Origin of the sequence: Ureibacillus sp. FSL W8-0352 (assembly GCF_038004345.1) — a bacterium.
GTDB lineage: Bacteria > Bacillota > Bacilli > Bacillales_A > Planococcaceae > Ureibacillus > Ureibacillus thermosphaericus.
In genome coordinates this window covers 3195699-3215869 of sequence record NZ_JBBOQT010000001.1, presented here as the reverse complement: position 1 = coordinate 3215869, position 20171 = coordinate 3195699, and the positions used below count along the sequence as shown (strand labels likewise).

The window sequence follows — 20171 nt, the reverse complement described above, 5'->3', positions numbered from 1 at the left end:
TTGCAATTGGATGCTCTTCATTTCCCTCTCTTCATTATGTATTTTTTTCGACAAATCAAAGGCTATTATAGCACAATAAAGTGCTTGATTCATTTCTATCAAAAAATAAGTAGATTTCAATGCATTAACAATTTCAGATAGCTCACTAGTCCCTCATCCACATTCATGCATTTTACATTAGATAAAATCGATTCGCAAATGTATTTTCGATAGAGGCACTTGGTAATACTAATGAGTTGAGATAAAATATGGCAAATAGGAAGTTATTATGTTTAAATAATAATTCCTGTCTGCCACAACATTTTCTCTTCTAACTTTCTAATTTCAGTATGGCTGAGCTTGAAACAATTATGAAAAGCAAACGATGCAAAATTTATTCATTTTTTAGATAAACATTCATATTTCGGTCATTATACGCTAAAACAACGTAATCTGGTTGAATTTCCAACAAATATTCAATTAGCGGCTTATCAAAATAGCGTAAATCAATCACCGTCAACTGACGGAAATGAGAAGCCACATGAAATTGAATTGGATTAAAATAAGAATCTTTAATCACTACAAGATGCTTGTCCACTTGAGGTTTTTCATTAAAAATATTCAATTCTAAAAAGTCGCGACTATATCCCTCGCTATAGTTGACTGGCCGTGATTCGTCAAACCCCTTTGCCACTCCATAAATTTGCTCTACATCCACTTGAAATTCTCTCGTAGCCGTTCTCTCATAAATCGTTAAAATCTCTGAAAAATCAATTGGCTCATTGTAACAAATTTGATCATCATGCTCTACCGTCATCGCCAAAATTTTATTCCAAGAACCTAAAAATTCATTTTTCAGACATACATTGTTGTTTTCATCATATGGCATTGGGGATAGAGCCCAGTCCATTCTTTCGTTTAACGTTCGAATCAATGCTTCATAAGCCGCATATGCTCCTCTCATCGTCCAATGATGATCTGTTTTAAAATACATTTCTTCGACCGAAATTGTATTGTCTATGTAATCTATTAAACGAACTTCATCTACATTTTGTTCCTTCAATAATTCATGGACTTTTTGATTTCTTACTTGTCCAACATCCTCTGGCATATAGTCAGGAGCTTTCAAAATATATGTGGCTTTTGCAGGAAAAGAATAATAAGTAAAAGGTATGCCCGCTGCTGTCAATTCTTTGGAAATGTCCGTTAATTCATTGACGAAATTTCTAACCGATTCATCTTCCATTTCCACTACTGGTTTAGCAGCAATCCAACCATCTTCTTCCACATAATACTTATCATTAAAATAGACTTTCCCAGTAAATTTTTGTAATAAAATATAATTTTTTAGCCAATCGTCTCGCTTTGGAAACTGATCTGTAAAATACTCCTCAAGATGTTTCGAATATTCGCCCGAAAAGATTTGTTCCATTGTTGGCTGTTTATTTAGCACCGTCAAATTGCGGTTTTCCATTTCAGAAACTTTCTGATCCGGAATGAAGGCATGCCAGACGAACATGCCAAATATGACGATGAAGAAACTAATGGGCAACAGCAATTCTAATTTTTTCATCTTATCACCTAGCATCTATGCATTACTAAACAAGCTTGCAATCAATTAGAATCTGAAATAAATGAACGGATTATGTGTTGAATTCACTAAAAACATTGTAACAATCGCAACAATGATTAAATAATACACTGTCTGTACGAGTTGTAGTGAAATATAATAACCGCTGTTTTCCTCGGCCTTTTGTTCACTCCATTTTAAATACAATTGATAAATCGGCATTGAGAAGATGATTCCAAGTGCAAAATAAATCGCATAATCATTCAAAAACAACAATGTTTGATAATCATACAAGGGAACATCATTTAAAAAGAACATTGTTTGAATGTACTCAAAAGAATAAGCAAAATCATCTGCACGGAAAAATACCCAACCGACCATAACAATCAGTAAAACATATACATGGCGGAACACTCTTGGAATTTTGTTTAACCATTTCAATAAAAACCACTTTTCTAAGCAAATTAATACTCCGTAATAAAATCCCCAAGCCATGAATGTCCAGCTGGCACCGTGCCAAAATCCTGTTAATGTCCATACGACTAATAAATTTCGATACACTTTCCACTGGGCATCGACGCGGCTTCCACCTAACGGGAAGTAGACATAATCTCTAAACCAATGGCTTAACGAAATATGCCATCTGCGCCAAAATTCTGTTATCGTTTGACTAATATATGGATAATTGAAGTTTTCCAAAAACTTAAATCCAAAAATGCGAGCTAATCCAATGGCCATATCGCTGTATCCAGAGAAATCAAAATAAATTTGTAGCGTATAAGCAATGATTCCAATCCAAGCTGTCCCTGTCGTTAAGCTATCACCTGAGAGTGCGAAACATTGGTCTGCAACAGCGCCCATTGGATTGGCGATTAACACCTTTTTCGCTAACCCTTGAATAAACCTGCGAGTACCAATCATTACATCTTCATTTTGTATAATTCTGTGCTTAATTTGATCAGCAATCGTTTGATAACGTACAATTGGACCCGCCACAAGCTGAGGGAATAAAGAAATAAATAGAGATAAATCAATTAAATTTCGCTGGGCTTTTACTTCTTGTCTGTATACGTCAATAATGTAGCTCATCGCTTGGAACGTGTAGAAAGAGATTCCAATCGGAAGAGGAACTTCCTCAAATGCAATGTCTACATGGAATAAATCTTCCCATATCCCAATGAAAAAGCCCGCATATTTGTAATAACCTAAAATCGCAATATTGATAACAAGCGTCAGAATCAACAAACGCTTCTTCTTAGCTGAAGGTGGCGTCTGATCAATGACAATCCCCATCACATAATTCACCAGTATGGAGATGAGCATTAAAAAGACGTACCTAGGTTCCCCCCACGCATAGAAAATCAAGCTCGCAATCAATAACAATATGTTGCGAAAACTTTTTGGGAATAAGAAATATGCAATGATTATCAAAGGTAAAAATAAATATAAAAACACTAAACTACTGAAAACCATGGTATTACCCCAATACTTATAAAATAGTGTTTAGTTTTTTCGTTGAAATTCGTCATAACCTATTGACTTATGTCAAAAATCTCTACTTTGTTCATTGTAAACTAAAGTCTTCATCAGTGCTATCTTTAATTATATAGGTTGGTGTTTAAAGAAAAAATCAGCAAGAAAATTCCTGCTGATCTTTAATTACTATAATAATGAACGATTCCTTGATAAATAGCGTTTCCAAATACTTGTTGATAATTGCTATTTACAAGTTTTGAAAGGTCCTCGTTATTTGTGATAAAACCTAATTCTACTAATACAGAAGGAAAGACGGAATGTCGAATTACATAATAGTCAGCTCGTTTTACTCCTCGATTTTGCATATTCGCTTGCTTTACAATTTCATTATTAATATTGGTTGCAAGAGCGCGATCTTCTAATTCGTTATCATTCGCTGAAATACTATAATAAGTTTCCGTTCCTTTAGCGCTAGAACTTGACGCTGAATTTACATGAATGCTGACGAACATTTCGGCATAGTGTTTATGAGCAAAATCTACTCGATCTTGCAATGTAGGATATGTATCTCCTTCGCGCGTCATATAAACAATTGCACCATCATTTTCTAACTTCCGCTTCACAACATTGGCAACAGCTAAGGCTATGCGTTTTTCTGCGTATTTCCCTTTTACTGTGCCCGGATCTTTTCCACCATGGCCAGGGTCAAGGACAATAATGCGATTTTTAACTTTAGAACCGCTTTGGCTTAACAATTTTAAATAGGTTTTATGTACATATCCAATAGAACCTTGGTAGTTTACTTTCGCCCACCAACCATCAATTGAAATGACATATATTTCATCTCCACGATTCAATTTCCCAATTATCTCGGAACGATCATTCGCTTCACTTCTAACATTTAAATTATTTACTGTTGCTCGACCAATCGTATCTGTTTTTTCTGGAGCTGTTTGATGTTGGCATGGATTTTGAGCGTTGACAGGTTTTACGGTTAAACGGAATTGCTTATCCATTGCCCGCGCAACAAATAAAGAAAATTGCATTCTTGTTAAATAACTATCTGGGTTAAATTTTCCTTTACTTCCTTGAGAAATACCATTGTAGTATAGGGCATTAATATATTTAAAATACGGATGATCCGAAGTAATATCGCAGAATGGTGATGGATAAGAAGCATATTCTTCTAAATCTAATTTGAAAGCAGTTGCCACAACTTTACTCATTTCTCCTCGAGTAAGTGGTGTGTGCGGTTTAAATCGTTTATCCGGTACCTCGTTAAATAAACCTAGACTCATTGCCCTTTCAACATATCCAGACAATTCCGGTTCTGTTTTTGGATCAATGTCGATAAAGGAAGATTGTGTTACTTTCAATGGTTTATAACCTGCACCTAATACAACCATTTTTGCAGCTTGTCCACGGGTAACATGTTGATATAATTTGAACACTCGTGTCCCATTTTCTGAATACCCTTCAATGATGCCCCTATCTTCCAAATAGTTGATTTGATGAAATGCTTCGTGGGTTGAAGGGACGTCTGCAAATCTCTGGCTTGCATATGCCTCTGAACTGAATATAGCAAATATTGCAATGGCTAAAAATGAAAATAGAATACTCGTTTTTTTCAAAGACATTCCTTTTGTATTCCTCCCTCCAATTAGTCCAAAATGTTATCCACTATTACCATTGATAACATTTTTTTGATGAAATTTAAAGCAATCACTCCATTTTTTTGGAATAAAAAATAGATTATTAGTATTTTTTCATAAGAATTTCCTCTCGATTTAGCGGTCTATTTCTTCTTTATTGCACAATATTTCTTAAAAAAATTCCTTAATAAACAAATTTCTGCACTGCTTCAATAAAAGAGAAGAATTTCAAAACCAATTAAAGTTCTTCTCTTTTCTAGCAATGCAGAACCACTCAAAAATTATTTACTAACCGCACGCTGTATAAAAGTCTCTAACTGTGTAAGTGTCACATAGTCATTCGGTCCATATAAGCCATTTCCTTTTCCAATCGTAATACCATGTTGAGCTAAAATTGTAATATAGTCATATGCCCAATGATTTTGATCCACATCCCGGAATTGCACAGTGTTTTTTCCAGTTGGTTTTAAATTGAAGGCAACTGTTAGAACCTTCGCCATTTGTGCGCGAGTAATTGGGGAATTCGGATTGAATTTTCCTTGCTCATTCCCTTCAAAAATTCTCAATTTATTTAGGGCTGTTGCGGCTCCTGCTACATAATCTGTCGACTTTACATCGATAAATGGAGAGTTCGTATCGGAAGTATCAAGCCCTAGTCCTTCTGCCAATCGAAGAGCTACTTTCCCGCGAGAGGCATAAAAGCCCAAATCAACCGATGCATTTTTCACTTCAGAAGCTTGTTGCTTCGAAAAATCGATTACTCGTTTTGCACCAACATAGCGATTTTTCCAGTAGCTATTATCCAATGAAGCAATGCTTACCCCTTTACTTGAAGAAGCGTTAATAAATTGATTGTTTCCTATATAAATCCCTACATGGGAAACACCTTGTCCTGATGTATTAAAGAATACTAAATCTCCAATTTGTAAATGTTGTTTTGAAACGGCTGTCCCTTGAGCAAATTGTCCAGCAGATGTTCGATTTAATGGGTATCCTAAATCAGCAAATACTTTTTGCGTGAATCCAGAGCAATCAAATCCACTCGATGTAGTGCCGCCCCAAGCATACGGTACGCCTATGTATTGTTTAGCTGTTGAAACCAATTCTTGTGGTGTTGCAGCTTCTGCATCAATCAAAGGAGATGTAAAAATCATGAATGATGCAAATACTGGAATTAACCACTTTTTTTTCACTGTCAATTCCTCCTTCAATTTCCTCTGTTCGCAATCTATTTCGAGCCTACCATAAATCCTGTCCCTGTGATTTTTCATTTATGTAACGTTTTATATTTCGTTATTGCAGAAATAAATCGATTCACTAGCGTCGCATTAAAATAATTTAACACCTTCAAATAAACCGAATTTTCTGAAATATAATCCAAACACAAAAAAATCCTTTATAATGGTTGGGTGGTAGTAAACCATCCAAATCCAATACAAAGGATAAAACCATGGATAAGTTTACACGAAAAACATCATTTGAACAATGGTTTTCACCGATTAATCGTCCATTATTTGACGACCTAGTGAAAACACATCAATTAAATCACTATACCAAGAAGCTTTATATGGCTTCATTTATGAAACTGCTTTTGTATGCCCAACTCCATGAAACCGAGAGTTTACGGGCGTTGAGTGACGCTGTCTTTTTAGAAGAATTACAACGAGCAACGGGATTGGAATCGATTAGTTTTTCACAGTTAGGGAGACGAATCAACGCCATTCCAACGGTTTTCTTTCAATCGATTTTTCTTGATTTAGTGGCTCAAATTCATGAGAAAACACATTTTCAAAAGCGAAGAAAGCTGACAACGCCACTAAAAATCATTGATTCGAGTACATTACCGCTTAATTTGACCAATCATAAGTGGGCAGAGTTTCGAAAAACAAAATCAGGAGTAAAGCTTCACTTACGACTTGTTTTTATGGAAAAAGGACTCTCCTATCCAGATCAAGCCGTACTCACGAATGCCAACGAACATGATCGTGGTCAACTAGAAGTATTCGTGGATGACAAAGAATGCATGTACGTGTTTGATCGTGGTTACTTGGATTATGGGCGCTTTGATCAAATGACGGAAGATGGCTATTTCTTTGTGACCCGTTTGCGTAAAAACGCTGTTGTCCGAGTGTTAGAATCCTTTTCGTTACCAGAAGATTCACCCGTATTCTCTGATGAAATGGTTGTCATTGGAACACCACAAAATCGTTCTGAAAACGTGTTTCGCTTACTCAAATTGCATGATACAAAAGGAAATGAGCTTCATTTACTGACAAATCGGTTTGACATTGACGCAGATGAAATTGCAGAAATCTACCAATCACGTTGGGCAATCGAACTTTTTTTCAAATGGATGAAACAACATCTGAACATTAAAAAGTTTTTTGGTCACAGTGAACAAGCTGTGCATAATCAAGTGTACGTAGCCATGATAGTGTACTGTCTGAATGTTTTAGCTCAGTTGAACACAAATAGCGAACGCAGTTACTTACAAATTAGTCGCTATTTAAAGGCTTCTTTGTGGAAATCCGCTCACATTTGGTTACGAAAAATCGAAGGAAACGGCGTCCCATAAAGGTTTGCCAGTCGTTGTTGCACAAGTCATAGGTTATAGTAAAAAAATGGATGTTTACTACCCTCGCTTAGGTGTTTTCGTTTTTTCTCTAAAGTCCAGAAAAAATAAAACTGAAAATTCAGACATCATTTATGCGACGGTAGTGAAATCGATTAAAAAAGAAAAATTTATCATTAAAGAGAAAATTGTTATTTATGAGTATCATTTGTAATATGGGTGTAATATTTATTTGATACTAACCGGAAAAAATACAGGATAATGTTGGATTTTTATTAAAAATAAGGGTTGAATTCCAAATAATACGGTTGTCTAGAAATATAAAAAAGCGAATTGGAAAACACATCGTTTTTCTCAATTCGCTTTCATGTATTTCTAACGCAAGCCCAATTATTATTTTTGATAATACTCTACGATTCCTTTATAAATTGAATCACCAAAGATTTCGACATATTCATGATCTGTCAATTTTGCACGGTCTTCAGGATTTGTAATAAATCCTAATTCTACTAACACGGAAGGAAGAATCATATTGCGAATTACATAGTAATCTTGTTTTTTCACACCACGATCTTTCATATCTGCATTTTTCACAATTTGATCGTTAATGGCTTTTGCCAATGTTTCATCTTCTTCAATATTCACGTTACCCGCAACGCTATAGTACGTTTCTGTACCTTTTGCACTCTCATTTGAAGCAGAGTTTACGTGTATACTCACAAACACTTCCGCGTAATTATTAAGCGCAATTTTCACACGATCTTCTAACGTCGGGTACGTATCTCCCGTTCTAGTCATAATAACTTTTGCACCATCTGCTTCTAATTTATTTTTCACAACTGTTGCAACTTTTAAAGTTATTTCCTTTTCCACCGCTCCGTTACTTGCTGCACCTGGATCTTTACCACCGTGCCCCGCATCAATAATAATCACGCGATCTTTTACTGGACTACCTTTTTGATTGATAAGTTTTAAATACGTTTTATGCACATAGCCTTTCGTGCCATTTTTCGTTGTAATATTTGCCCAGTTCCCACTAATCGAATGAACAGCCACTATTTCTCCTTTATTTAATGTTCCAAGAGAATTAGAAGTAGCGTCTGCTTTCTCTCGAATATTTAATGCATTCGTTGTAACACGACCAATTGTGTTAGTCGTATAAGTAGGTGTTTCAACAACTGGGTCTTTATCTACAGGATCTTTCACAGGCGGCGTTTCTACTGGATCTTTTACAGGTGGATCAACAGGCTTCTCCACAACCGGTTGTTTCGTAGCAGAAGCTTGAACGTATCCAGGAACCCCGTCCTTTTCTGTTAAATACCAATCACCTACTGTTTTATAAACCGGTATTTGCTCGTCAGCGTTAAAAGAACCTATCACTTTTGAATTGGTATTGCTAGATTTATAAACGTTCACTTTTCCAACTGCAATCACATGTTTCTGCACTTTTCCGAGAGGTTGTCCAGCCTCATCCACTACTTGAGCGTAATCTCTTGAAATATAGGCATATTGATCTTTATACATCACTTTAAACCAACCAGGTTGAATTTCAAATAAAGGGAGTTTAGTTCCTTTATTGATTTGGCCAATTCGATTAGCGTTTGTTGATGTATCGGTTGAAGTGCGGACATTTAAGTAATCAACTGTCGCCGCCACTGTTCCAATAGCATCTTTTTCATTCGGAACTTGTACGCCTTGCACTGGTAATTCTAATCGATATTTTTCCTCTTTTGCTCGGGCAATAAAGGAAGCAAATTGTCCACGTGTAACGGAAGATTCCGGCATAAATACGCGTTCTTTACCGGAAGGACTCCCTTTCGTAATACCGTTGTAATAAATTGCAGAAATGTATTTGTAATAAGGATGTTTCGGACTGATATCTTTAAAAGGTACCGTTAAGTTTGCGTACTTCTCCACATCTAATTGAAAGGCAGTTGCTAAAACTTTCGCCATTTCTTGGCGAGTTAAGTTAACGTAAGGACCAAATTCTCCATTTTTAAAAGCTGAAAAATATCCTTCTTTTACTGCTCTTTCCACATAACCTGAAAGTTCTGTCCCTGTTTGTACATCTTTAAAAGAAGATTGTTTTACTTTCAACGGTTGCAACCCAGAAGAAATGACTACCATTTTGGCAGCTTGTCCTCTCGTAACTGGTTGATGTGGTTTATAATATGTTCCATTTTCCGTTTCATACCCTTTAATAGCACCTAAGTTAATTAAATATTGGATTTCTTCATAGGCATCATAAGATGGTGGAACATCGACAAACTGAACTTTTGCACTAGTTGTATGTATATTGAATAAAGATAAACAAAGTATAAAACCTATTAATAAACTTATTTTTTTTAAAGACAATACATTTCCCACCCTTCTAAGATAGTAATTTTATTCTATCAAAAGAATTATTTTCATTCATCAGTCTTTTCTACCTGTTTCCCTAAATTTATCCTTATATAATCTATTAACGATTCTGGAATGAAGAAGTTCTCGCTTAATGATAAAAAAAGAGAGGTTCGTTAAACCTCTCTACTTATAAATTTATTTAATTTCCTACAAGAAAAGTTGGTAGCTAATATGGATTATTGTGCATTTTTAATACGTTCAATGAAAGTATCCAAGTGTTCGAAAGTTGCGTATTCGTCTACTCCAAATGTTCCGTCTTCTCTACCAGTCGCAATGCCATTGGAAGCTAAAATAGCTACATATTCGTATGCCCAATGTTCTTTAGAAACATCAGCAAATGTTGCTGGCTCACCTTTTAATTCTAAACCATACGCTATCACTAATGCTTTTGCTAATTGACCACGAGTAATCGGTGAACCTGGGTTAAATTTTCCATTTGAATCTCCAGTAAAGATATTTAATTTATTTAAGGCCGTTGTTGCACCAGCATATTTAGATTCTGGCTTCACATCAATAAATGGTGAATTTTGATCAGTTGTATCTAAGTTTAATGCTTCAGCAAGTCGGATTGCAGCTTCACCGCGGGATACAACAATGCTAAAATCGATTGCAGCTTCTTTTACTTCCACTTTTGCTTGTTCAGCTTGAATTTTTTCCACATCTTCAGTTGTAAATTCCGCAACACGTCTTGCACCAACATAACGGGAGCCCCAGTAGTACGGATCGTTTAGACTATCGATTTCCACTCCGCCAGATGTAGTAGCGGAAATGAACTTGTTATCCCCCAAATAAATTCCGACGTGGGAAACTCCTTTGCCTGAAGTATTGAAAAATACCAAATCTCCAGGTTGTAAATCGTTTTTGGAGACAGCTGTGCCTTGTGTGTATTGTTCTTTGGAAGTGCGCTTTAATGAAATGCCTAATTGGGAAAATACATATCTTGTATATCCTGAACAATCGATCCCCGTTTTAATATTCGTCCCACCATATTTATATGGCGCTCCTATGTATTGCTTCGCTGTATTTGTTAATTCATCCACTGTTGCTGCTTGTGCTGTGCTGTTTGCACCGAAACCTGATACAAGTAAGAACGATGTAAAAATCGTCAACAACCATTTCTTTTTCACGAACACTCGGCCCCTTTCGAACATTGCTAAATCCGTTACTATATACTCACAGTTAATAGACTATCATAGATTGGACTCTAGTAATTTTTCAATTGTGTAACTTTTTTGCTATATAACAGAAAATGCCGAAATCCTTACCTTTAAAGGAAATTCGGCACTTCTAATAGAAAAATTATGAAATTATATAACAGGTATTGTAACATTCCTGTAATAAAAGATACTAGTTTATTACAGTTATTTGCTAGAAAATAATTGAACCCAATAATAGTTTCCTTGAGAATCTGACTTTATTCCCACGCCTATATTCGTATAATTTTCTTTCAACATATTTTCCCTGTGCTTTTCTGAAGCCATCCATGCATTAACAACATCTTTTGGTTGATCAAAATTACGTGCAATATTTTCACCAAATCTCGTAAATTCATAGTCAAAGAGTGTCGCCATATCCCAAGGATGCCCGTAATAAGGAGAGAAATGATCAAAATATTTTCTCTGTATCATATCCTGTGCCTTAATAATCGCCAATTGAGTGAGTGCTAAATCTTGTTTCAAAGGAGGGACTCCAACTTTTTTACGTTCTTCATTTACTAAATCAATCACTTCATTTGTCCAATTCACTGCACTATTGACCGTAGAAATATAGTGTTTCGACAAATAGTCATAAGCTAACTGATAAGATTTTATTTTATTTTGAAATTCAATGCCTCTATAAACGAGAACTGCCAACTGTGCTCTTGTTACATACTGATTAGGTGAAAAAGTAGTAGGTGTTGTACCTTCGATGATTCCTACATCTGCTAGCGATTCTATATAATCTCTAGCCCAGTAATCCTTTTTGTAATCTTTAAATGAAGTTTTATTCACATGGTCCACTTGAACACCATAACTAAGAGCCAACATTTTAGCGATTTGTGCTCTTCTTAGCGGTTCTTCCGGACGAAAATGCTCACTATTTTGAACAATCCCTAGTTCTGCGAGCTTGCAGATTTCTTGATAATATTGATGGCTGGGTGATAAATCTTTTGCGTTTAATTCAAAATCCGTTTCGAGGGGAATTTCTAACGATCTCGCTATAACACTAGCCGCTTCCGCTCGAGTTGCATACTGATTCGGTTTAAAGGTGCCATCTTGATAACCATCCATGTATCCTTTTTCCTTTAGTGTCAAAATTGGTGTTGCAGCCCAAAAAGAACTGCTTATATCTTGAAAGGGAGTTTGCATTTCTGTTGAATTAACACTCTCTTCTCCAACCATTGCATGAACTCTATTATGTAAAAAACCCCCATTTAAAAACAATATGATAGCGGCGGTTATTATGATTGTGTTACGTTTCATATATTCTCTCTCCACTTCAATAAAACTAAAATAACTACCTTTTTTTATGTATTCTCTATTTTTATAATAATTACCTTTTATTTTCAAAAAGTTCATGATTTGTTAATAGAGAAATATGTTTTGATAAAAAAGAATTACGTTCTCAACATCAAAGGTATCAGATAAATTTTCTATTAATATCTTCAATAAAGTTAGGTAATCATTTAAAAAGCATTATCTCGAGCAAAAGTCCCAAGATAATGCTTTACTTTGAAATATTATTCAACGCTAATGACTTGGAAGCCTAGTCCATCCGTTGCTTCAAGAGCTCTTTTAATAAAAGTTGCCAATTGCCCTCGAGTTAGTGGAGAAAAAGGACTAAATGTTTCAGGAGTTGTGCCTGTTGTAATTTGATAATCAATCAACGTTTGAATATATTGTCTCGTTTCCAGATCATTGATGACATTGACATCTTTAAATGGTGTCGTTGTATTATTCGATACTTGCAAGCCAAAACCTAATGTTACCATTTTTGCAATTTGCGAACGTTTTAACGTATTAGATGGACGAAATGTGCCATCTTGATAGCCTTGTATGATTCCTTTTTGGCTCAGCGCAGCAATAGCACCATAGTATTTGCTTGCTTTAGGTACATCAATAAATCCAGGATCTGCCACGTTCACTGTATCTAAATGTAATGCCTTGGCAATAAATAAAGCCGCTTCTTGTCTTGTTGCTTGTTTATAAGGTTCATATGTTGTCGCACTCGTCCCTTCAACGATACCTTCGTTAATAAGGGTTACAATCGATTCATAATGGGCATCTTTAACAGATACATCAATAAAAGGATTCTCCGCTGCATTGGCTGAAGTTGGAATGTAAATTGCAGCTACGATACCAAAGATGACAACGGATATCCAAAATTTCCATAGTTTCATGTGGATATTTTCCCCCTATCCTACTCTCTTCAACCATTGTAACCCAAATTATGGTAGGTTTCTATAATAACTATTGATAGAAGGATAATTGGGAGTTTTTTTCGATAACACAATGGACCGAACAGAAAACCATTTGTCTCCATTCGGCCCCTCTATTTGGACTTTCCCTGCTATGTCCATCTATGAAGTTTAAGTATTAGTTGTTGGTTGGTAGCCTATGACTAATACTTATTAGCAAAATTACAATTGAGTCTTTATTACTTAAAAGTTCTAAGTAGTTGATGAAATAAAATTATTCTTCAACCATTTCAACAGGAATAACTTCTGTTACTTCAATTTTTTTATCTGTTAAGTCTTTAATATCTGACTCTTCTAATAGCTGTAAAGAAATTGTGTCATCTGCTTCGATAACTAAATCTTCTAGTTTCACGATGACTTTAGTAGCTTTTTCGCTTTCTTCGTCACCCTTGTTGGCATCAATTTTTATTGGAGTAGTTAATGAATCGTCATTGACTAACACTTCAAAGTCAAATATTACTGTTTCGTCATTTAATAATTTGATTTCTTCAGAATAAGTAATTTCAAGTTCTTTTGTTGTTTTATTAAACTTAGCTGAAATTACTGTAGGCGCTTCATTTGTGATTTCTTCAAATTTTACAGTTTTCTTAAATTCAGAAACGAATTGGTTTTCTCTTGTACCTTTTACTTTTTTCGGTTCGATTACAACTTCATATTCACCATTGAACAACGTTTGATTTGTGATTGTTAACGTTTTTCCATCTTCACTTAAGGTAAATGTTAATGAATCAGGTGTTGTTGCATCTTCTTTTGCAATCACTTTTACTTGTTGTAGGTTTTCTTGTGTATTATTAATTGGTTCATTAAATATTACTTCAATCGTTGAAGCTGTAGTGGCATTCACTGACACAACTTTCAATTCATCTTGTTCAGAAACTTGAATTGTGCGATATAAGAATGAAGCAAATTGTCCGCGTGTTACTGTTTCGTTCGGTCTGAATTTTTCAACAATCGAAATTCCTAAGTCACGCAACGCTTGCACTGCTTCTTTTCTATTGTTATCGTTATAAACTTCATCCATGTCCACTACTATTACATCATCAATCTCTTCAGCTAATTCGATTAATGATACACCAAACAATGCTTCATATACACGATTTAAAGTTAAAGCCATTTGTGAACGGTCCATATTTTTCATGTGCATTAATTTGTTATCTGAACCAAGAAATACGCCATGATCTTTTACTAAAGCTGCGTATTTTACTAACTCTTCGTCTGCAAAGTCCACTGGCAAATCCTTGAAGCGTTGTACTGTATCCCAATCTTCTGGTATTTCTTTGCCTTGTTCTTCAAGCCAGCGACCTAACATTTTTACCACATTTCCACGTGTTAATGTGTTATTCGGTTTGTATGTACCATCTTTGTATCCTTTTACGATTCCCATTTCTGCTAAAGCATCGATTGCTTCTTTATGAGTATTATCTTCTACATCAGTAAAAGTTGCCGCTGATACAGCTGGAACGATTGCAGAAGCTACTAATGTCGCCGTAGCTGCCGATGCGAAAAATTTTTTATAATTCATCAACTACTACCCTCCAAGAAAATATCGTTTTTTTATCATTTTCTTTGTAAAACGATGCTGATTTCTATCAACAAAATCTAGTATATTAATATTATTTATTTTCGTCAAAGGTAATATTTAGTTGCTAAATATTAGTATAAATATCCATAAAATATCATTTTTTTATCTAGCTCGAATATTATTTTTATTCAATAGAGCTAAGAACATTTTGTTATTTTTTTGATACATTTCCTTTTTTGAAGAAAAAAAGAAAAAGCACAAACTTTCTTAGTTTGTGCTTTTTCTTTTGGGCTACCAACCTGGTATTTCCTAGCGGGAAAAGTAATTTATTGCTATAGAGGAAATAATCCTATATACAATTTTAGTCTATCACTTATAGAAAAAAAGAACAATGAATAAGTTGAATTTCATGAAAAATATTTATCGAAAATAACAAGAAATTGTAATTTCATTTAAGACAAAAAGTAAGAAAAAGAGCTATGACAATACGTCATAGCCCCATTCATTTTTATTTAATTTGTATACGTCTTGAAGGACTCTCATCATCCGGTGAAATTTTTGGCAGTGTAATTTTTAATACCCCATTTTCTAATTCTGCTTCGATTCTGTCTTGATCAATATCGTTTACATAGAATGAACGGTAAAATTCACCGAAATGACGTTCTTTACGGATAATACGATCTTTTTCATCTCGTTCTTCTAAGCGATCATCTCGTTTCGCACGAATTGTTAAATAGTTATTTTCTATATCAATTTGAATGTCATCTTTTGAAAAACCAGGCAAGTCAGCTTGTACAATGTAGGCATCTTTCGTTTCTGTAATATCTGTGCGGAGTGATTTGAAGTCATTGCCGAATGCAGGTAGGAAATCTTGATTAAACATATCATCAAAGGCACTTTTGAAACGTTCAAATAAATCATCATTTCTTCTTCTGAACGGTCTTAAATCGAACATCTCAATTCCTCCCTATTTATAATTTTGTACAAGTACTTGTTACATCTTTATTTTATCCTTTTTTTGCATTTTCATTTGAGCATTTTGTAAATTGAAGGAAATTTATCATATTTTTATCATACTTTTGACATACATTTATTACGGTTTCATCAAAAATTCTCCGCATTTCTGTAATATTTTATTCTCAAAGAAACAGAATGTGCTTTATTTTTTATGAGGAATTTTATTTCTGCGTTTTAAAGTTTAGACTTTTTACTTTTTAAAGAAATAATATTTAAGAAAAAAGTAATTTGTGAAGTAAGCTTTTTAAGCAGATTGATTCATTTTCTTGAGAAGTTGGGTTATTTCATTCAAATGGATACATATAATACATTGATTTTCCTAAGAAAGATTCCTATCTTTGGAAAGGAGGTGTAGGATGTCTCCGAATTTTGATGAGAGCTATATTGTTGGTCTTATTGGGGGATTCTTTGTACTATTAATTCTCGCTGTGATTTGCTATGTAATTACTGCACTTATTTACTTTTTTACAGCAAAAACAAATGGTCCTGAAGATCTTGCATTTTTAGCATGGATTCCTTTAGTAAATGCATATTTACTCTTCGCTTTTGGATCAAAGAAAACGACTCCAGAAGAAGTGAAAAAAGATGCATTAACTTGGATGATTATTTATGCTGTGTTATTTGTGGTGTCATTTATTCCATTTATCGGTTGGTTAGCTTCATTAGCGATGATGGTAATCTTTATTTATTACAGTTACCGTTTATTTTATCGTTGGACGGGAGAATCAGGGAAAGCGGTATTATTTGTGATTCTTACTATCGTGACATTTAGCATTTTCTTCTACGTATATGGTTTAATCAAAATGAAACAAGAATTTGTTGCTGAATAAAAAATAGGCTAGAAAGTATTCACGATGAGTACTTTCTAGCTTTTTTGCATGCGGAAAATTATTTTTACATCTAAGGTCGTGTTACAATGGAAGTAAGAGATAAAGGAGGCGATTACAATGGAACGTACAAATCAAGAAAAACCTTTCACACAAGTGCTTATTAAACATAAGGAAGTGCAAAATGTCCAAGATTTTGCAACAATGCTTGAGAAAATTGCACAAAAGTTGAAAAAAGAAGGAAAATTCACTTTCGTACAAGGAACAGAACAAATCGAAGTGTATCCAAGAAATCAATTGAAAGTCGATTATAAGTACACGGTAAAAGGCGACAAACACGAATTTGAAATTGAATTCGAATGGTCTCCAAATTTCATGGTTGAGAATAAAATGACCATTGAATGATTGTATTGGTAAACTTTTTCGAAAGCGGTTTCAATTTTCGCAATGCTTGGCCGAGGTTTAAAATAAATGTTTCATATTATATTTGGATAATCATATTAGCTAATGAGGGGAATTCCTGATGCTTAAGGGGATTCCCCTTTTATTTCTTTAAAAAAGTAAGGATTGACGAGAAGTCATATATCCCTGAGCAGTTCTTTACTAGTTCGCACCATTTCCTCATCAAAAATTGTGATGTAAACAAAATCTACATTTTATTCCTGTAAAAATTATTGGATTTTAGTTATGGCTATTTCTAACGCTTCCCATTTTGGATAATCAAAAATTCCTGATGAAATAACCGAAAAGGCATTCTATACGCATCCATATTCCTTTGTCAGTTTCAATGACTCCGTATAGCAAGATGCAAGTAGTTCCTTCTCATTGTGATGACCCCCCTGCAAAACAAAAACTACTATATTGATAATGTACTATTATTCTACATTATTCTTCTTAGAACTTTATTAAAGTAGTAACCATTATTTCTTTTAAGCTTTCCTTACTCTCCCCTCATGATAGGTTAGCTCCTAATATCAATCATAATAGTAAAAATCAAATAGTATAATCTACCAAATAAAAACAAACTCATAAAAATATACCTTTTTTACCAACTATATGGTAAATCATTAATAAATATTGCTTTTATTAGGAGGGAAAAAATGAAACAGTTTGTATTCTCAACAAGTTTACTTTTCTTCTGGATTAAAGGTAAAGTGGAGGTTGATAGTCGCTTTGTTAAAACTAACTTGACTAATACAATTTTAGGATTTATTCCAGCTGGTAAAGACCAACAAAGCATTCCTTTAAAAAACATCTCTGGTTCTATGTTAACTTCAAAATATCTTATTAAACCTATTATTTTAGGACTACTTATAATATTTTTTGCATTAGACACTATGGTTAATAGTTTTATTGGGGGGGTAATTTTCCTAGTTATTGGTATAGGAATTTTAGGTAGTGGAATCCAAACATTATTAATAATTGAAAAATCAGGAAATCCATATTATATTAGTGTTCCATTCTATGAAAAACAAAAATTGCAACTGTTAAGCGAACAAATACATAAGGCTTTAGCCGATGATACCGATAAAACAGATTTAAATTTATTTTTTGATAGAAAGCCAAACACCTAAATACCATTTATGTAGTAAAACTCTTTTTATATAAGTAACAAAGGAGAACTTTTTCTATGAATAAATATACATTTTCATTTTTAGTAGGATTGTTCTTGTTTATCTTCTCAAATTCTGCTTTTGCAAGTTCGGAAATTACTTTTGGAAAAGCTTAAGAAAGCAATAACACAATAATAAGTAGAAGTTCTACAAGTTCTAAAGCCAATCCTGCAAAAAAATATGAAAATTTATATTTGGAACCAGGAACTTATTATATTGTTATTTATGATAATTATTTTATCAATCATTACACAGGAAAATACAATATAACAGCTAATTTTACACCAGCCAACAATAATGAAGTGGAACCTAATAACGGTACTGCACAGGCACAACCACTTGAATTTGGTGAAGTTCTAAATGGCTTTTTATCATATAGCGACTCTACTGATGTATTTATGATCGATGTTCCTAATAAATCAGATATAACTATCAATGTTAAAGCTGCATTAACAGCTTGGGTTTCCTTAAAAGTATGAGATAATGAATATAATGTAATATTCATCGATTCTTATAAGAGTACAACTAGTAATCCCGCAAAAATTAAAGAAATTTTAAACCTTAAACCTGGAAAATATTATGTTGAAATTTTTGATAATAACTCTTTTGATTATGCATTTGGAAACTATGAATTATACGTAACTGGTCATGGGATAACAACTTTCAAAGACTATCAACCAGCCTATTGGGCAAATTCTTTTGTTTGGGGTGCAAAAAATAATATTATCAATGGAGACAAAAAATCAAATTTATTGAACCCTAATAAGAATATTACTGAAGCACAGTGGTTAGCAATGCTATTGCGATATGCTTATGATGCAAAAGATTCTACATCTGGTATTTGGTACAATTCCTACTACACGCTAGCAAAACAACAAGGTATTCCTGTTGCGAACAAACCAAATCAACCCTTGAGACGTGGGACAGTAGCAATGATGTTAGTAAAAGTGTATACAGGACAAACAGTTCTGAAAGAGATGCGATTCAATGGTTATATGATAATGAAATTACGACTGGTGTTGACCCCTCAAAACCTAAAAATTATGATAACTTCAATCCAAATGGTCATATGACACGTGCACAAGCAATTACATTTATGTATAGGTTATATGAAAAAGATATAATTCCACAAAAATAAAAATATAATAGGTTACTATGTACGATTATAACATAGTAACCTTTCTATATTTCGGTAAAAACTACCGTACTAGGTACCACTGTCTCAGTCAAAAGATATAGTGCCTGAAACTTCAACACCAAATCTGCTGTTGTTATCTTGCCACCGATATCTGAAGTTTTCACCACTTTTTCTGTTGGTTGAAGCAAGTACACGCACAAGCATGTACTGCTTTCTTTTATCAATTAAGGAGGGAATCTATATTAATTAGAGGGGTATTTCAGTTTGTATCGAACAGCTTATCAGTCTATTTTCCAAAGAAAATTCTAGTTAAAGGAATCCGATCGTTTCTAGGCATGATAGCTTTTCTCAAATTCAAAGTTCAGATGCTTGGCACTTCTACCAAATACACTTTCAATTCTTTTGTATTGCCGTCAATGGTTAATTTAATTGTAAAGGAGTCTCCAACTTGAAGACCGTTTTTACCTATTGCGATGGATAATTCTGGCGTACCATTGGCGGAAACAATACCACTGCCTATGGTTGGATCAATATCTGACACAACAATTTTTTCTTGCATTTGTAAAGTTTATAACCATCCTCCTACTATTATTTTGATATTGATAATCGTTATCAATATAAAACATTATATCAAAGCTTTTTTAATTTTCAATAGTTAATTGAAAATATTTCTCATTTGAAGGATAACTCTATCTCTTACTGGAGGTGCGATTTATTGATATGTGTTCAGGTTTACATTTCTTATAAATATTGGATTCATTCAAAAATAAAAAACTGTGCTAGACATTCGGTTAATTTGAATGTCTGCACAGCTAATAATCCATTTTACAACTAATAAACTTTTGATAGCTTCATAAAAATCATTAGATGCTTTCTTACCTTTTAGCGATGCTGCTTCTGCCTGTTGCACTACAGAAACTTACAAGCTGTTGCAAAAGTTTTTCA

General features: G+C 34.0%; 19 protein-coding genes. 7 read left to right on the top strand and 12 right to left on the bottom strand.

Features of this window, described 5'->3' with window-relative positions; all coding sequences use genetic code 11:
• Positions 1 to 373: 373 nt before the first annotated feature.
• The 4 genes from NST98_RS16125 to NST98_RS16110 all read right to left on the bottom strand — a co-directional run bounded on the left by NST98_RS16125 (position 374) and on the right by NST98_RS16110 (position 5870).
• Positions 374 to 1552, bottom strand: coding sequence for a DHHW family protein (locus tag NST98_RS16125; protein ID WP_016837953.1), 1179 nt, complete (start codon positions 1550 to 1552; stop codon positions 374 to 376).
• Between the two features lie 45 nt (positions 1553 to 1597).
• Positions 1598 to 3022 carry an MBOAT family O-acyltransferase gene (locus NST98_RS16120; RefSeq protein WP_168412347.1) on the bottom strand — a complete coding sequence of 475 codons (1425 nt, stop codon included), beginning with the start codon at positions 3020 to 3022 and terminating at the stop codon, positions 1598 to 1600.
• Between the two features lie 182 nt (positions 3023 to 3204).
• On the bottom strand, positions 3205 to 4662 hold the full coding sequence (locus NST98_RS16115) for an N-acetylmuramoyl-L-alanine amidase (RefSeq protein WP_168412348.1): 1458 nt from the start codon (positions 4660 to 4662) through the stop codon (positions 3205 to 3207).
• Between the two features lie 296 nt (positions 4663 to 4958).
• Positions 4959 to 5870 carry a C40 family peptidase gene (locus tag NST98_RS16110; RefSeq protein ID WP_339289123.1) on the bottom strand — a complete coding sequence of 304 codons (912 nt, stop codon included), beginning with the start codon at positions 5868 to 5870 and terminating at the stop codon, positions 4959 to 4961.
• Between the two features lie 257 nt (positions 5871 to 6127).
• On the opposite strand from NST98_RS16110, the gene NST98_RS16105 reads away from it, so the two are divergent.
• Both NST98_RS16105 and NST98_RS16100 read left to right on the top strand, forming a co-directional pair.
• Positions 6128 to 7252: an IS4 family transposase gene (locus NST98_RS16105; protein WP_340715551.1), complete on the top strand. Its 1125-nt coding sequence runs from the start codon at positions 6128 to 6130 to the stop codon at positions 7250 to 7252.
• A 4-nt stretch (positions 7253 to 7256) separates the two neighbouring features.
• Entirely contained in the window at positions 7257 to 7463 is a 207-nt protein-coding gene (locus NST98_RS16100; protein ID WP_340715550.1) for a hypothetical protein, read from the top strand.
• Positions 7464 to 7642: 179 nt separating this feature from the next.
• Here NST98_RS16100 and NST98_RS16095 read toward each other — a convergent pair whose 3' ends face one another.
• The 6 genes from NST98_RS16095 to NST98_RS16070 all read right to left on the bottom strand — a co-directional run bounded on the left by NST98_RS16095 (position 7643) and on the right by NST98_RS16070 (position 15586).
• Entirely contained in the window at positions 7643 to 9604 is a 1962-nt protein-coding gene (locus NST98_RS16095) for an N-acetylmuramoyl-L-alanine amidase (protein ID WP_340715549.1), read from the bottom strand.
• Between the two features lie 224 nt (positions 9605 to 9828).
• Positions 9829 to 10779 carry a C40 family peptidase gene (locus tag NST98_RS16090; RefSeq protein ID WP_340715548.1) on the bottom strand — a complete coding sequence of 317 codons (951 nt, stop codon included), beginning with the start codon at positions 10777 to 10779 and terminating at the stop codon, positions 9829 to 9831.
• 234 nt (positions 10780 to 11013) lie between these two features.
• Positions 11014 to 12210, bottom strand: coding sequence for a CAP and S-layer homology domain-containing protein (locus NST98_RS16085; protein ID WP_340715547.1), 1197 nt, complete (start codon positions 12208 to 12210; stop codon positions 11014 to 11016).
• A 161-nt stretch (positions 12211 to 12371) separates the two neighbouring features.
• Positions 12372 to 13031 (bottom strand): S-layer homology domain-containing protein, encoded by a 660-nt coding sequence (locus NST98_RS16080; RefSeq protein ID WP_340715546.1) that lies wholly within the window; start codon positions 13029 to 13031, stop codon positions 12372 to 12374.
• A 292-nt stretch (positions 13032 to 13323) separates the two neighbouring features.
• Positions 13324 to 14631 carry an S-layer homology domain-containing protein gene (locus NST98_RS16075; protein WP_340715755.1) on the bottom strand — a complete coding sequence of 436 codons (1308 nt, stop codon included), beginning with the start codon at positions 14629 to 14631 and terminating at the stop codon, positions 13324 to 13326.
• A gap of 508 nt (positions 14632 to 15139) precedes the next feature.
• Positions 15140 to 15586 carry an Hsp20/alpha crystallin family protein gene (locus tag NST98_RS16070; RefSeq protein ID WP_016839601.1) on the bottom strand — a complete coding sequence of 149 codons (447 nt, stop codon included), beginning with the start codon at positions 15584 to 15586 and terminating at the stop codon, positions 15140 to 15142.
• A gap of 418 nt (positions 15587 to 16004) precedes the next feature.
• Here NST98_RS16070 and NST98_RS16065 point away from each other — a divergent pair, with 418 nt between their 5' ends.
• Both NST98_RS16065 and NST98_RS16060 read left to right on the top strand, forming a co-directional pair.
• Entirely contained in the window at positions 16005 to 16478 is a 474-nt protein-coding gene (locus NST98_RS16065) for a hypothetical protein (RefSeq protein ID WP_340709449.1), read from the top strand.
• Between the two features lie 117 nt (positions 16479 to 16595).
• Positions 16596 to 16880, top strand: a complete 285-nt coding sequence (locus tag NST98_RS16060; protein ID WP_340709450.1) for an amphi-Trp domain-containing protein — start codon at positions 16596 to 16598, stop codon at positions 16878 to 16880.
• Between the two features lie 350 nt (positions 16881 to 17230).
• Here the strand turns inward: NST98_RS16060 and NST98_RS17370 are convergent, their stop codons facing one another.
• Positions 17231 to 17335, bottom strand: a complete 105-nt coding sequence (locus NST98_RS17370; RefSeq protein ID WP_445684063.1) for a hypothetical protein — start codon at positions 17333 to 17335, stop codon at positions 17231 to 17233.
• A 240-nt stretch (positions 17336 to 17575) separates the two neighbouring features.
• Between NST98_RS17370 and NST98_RS16055 the strand changes: the two genes are divergently transcribed.
• The 3 genes from NST98_RS16055 to NST98_RS16045 all read left to right on the top strand — a co-directional run bounded on the left by NST98_RS16055 (position 17576) and on the right by NST98_RS16045 (position 19226).
• Positions 17576 to 18049, top strand: coding sequence for a hypothetical protein (locus NST98_RS16055; protein ID WP_340715545.1), 474 nt, complete (start codon positions 17576 to 17578; stop codon positions 18047 to 18049).
• Positions 18050 to 18282: 233 nt separating this feature from the next.
• The gene (locus NST98_RS16050; protein ID WP_340715544.1) at positions 18283 to 18567 is read left to right on the top strand and encodes a hypothetical protein; all 285 of its coding nucleotides are present in this window, start codon (positions 18283 to 18285) and stop codon (positions 18565 to 18567) included.
• Positions 18568 to 18929: 362 nt separating this feature from the next.
• Positions 18930 to 19226 (top strand): S-layer homology domain-containing protein, encoded by a 297-nt coding sequence (locus NST98_RS16045; RefSeq protein WP_445684048.1) that lies wholly within the window; start codon positions 18930 to 18932, stop codon positions 19224 to 19226.
• A gap of 361 nt (positions 19227 to 19587) precedes the next feature.
• On the opposite strand, the gene NST98_RS16040 is transcribed toward NST98_RS16045, so the two are convergent.
• Positions 19588 to 19785 carry a hypothetical protein gene (locus NST98_RS16040; protein ID WP_016839607.1) on the bottom strand — a complete coding sequence of 66 codons (198 nt, stop codon included), beginning with the start codon at positions 19783 to 19785 and terminating at the stop codon, positions 19588 to 19590.
• Positions 19786 to 20171 lie beyond the last annotated feature (386 nt).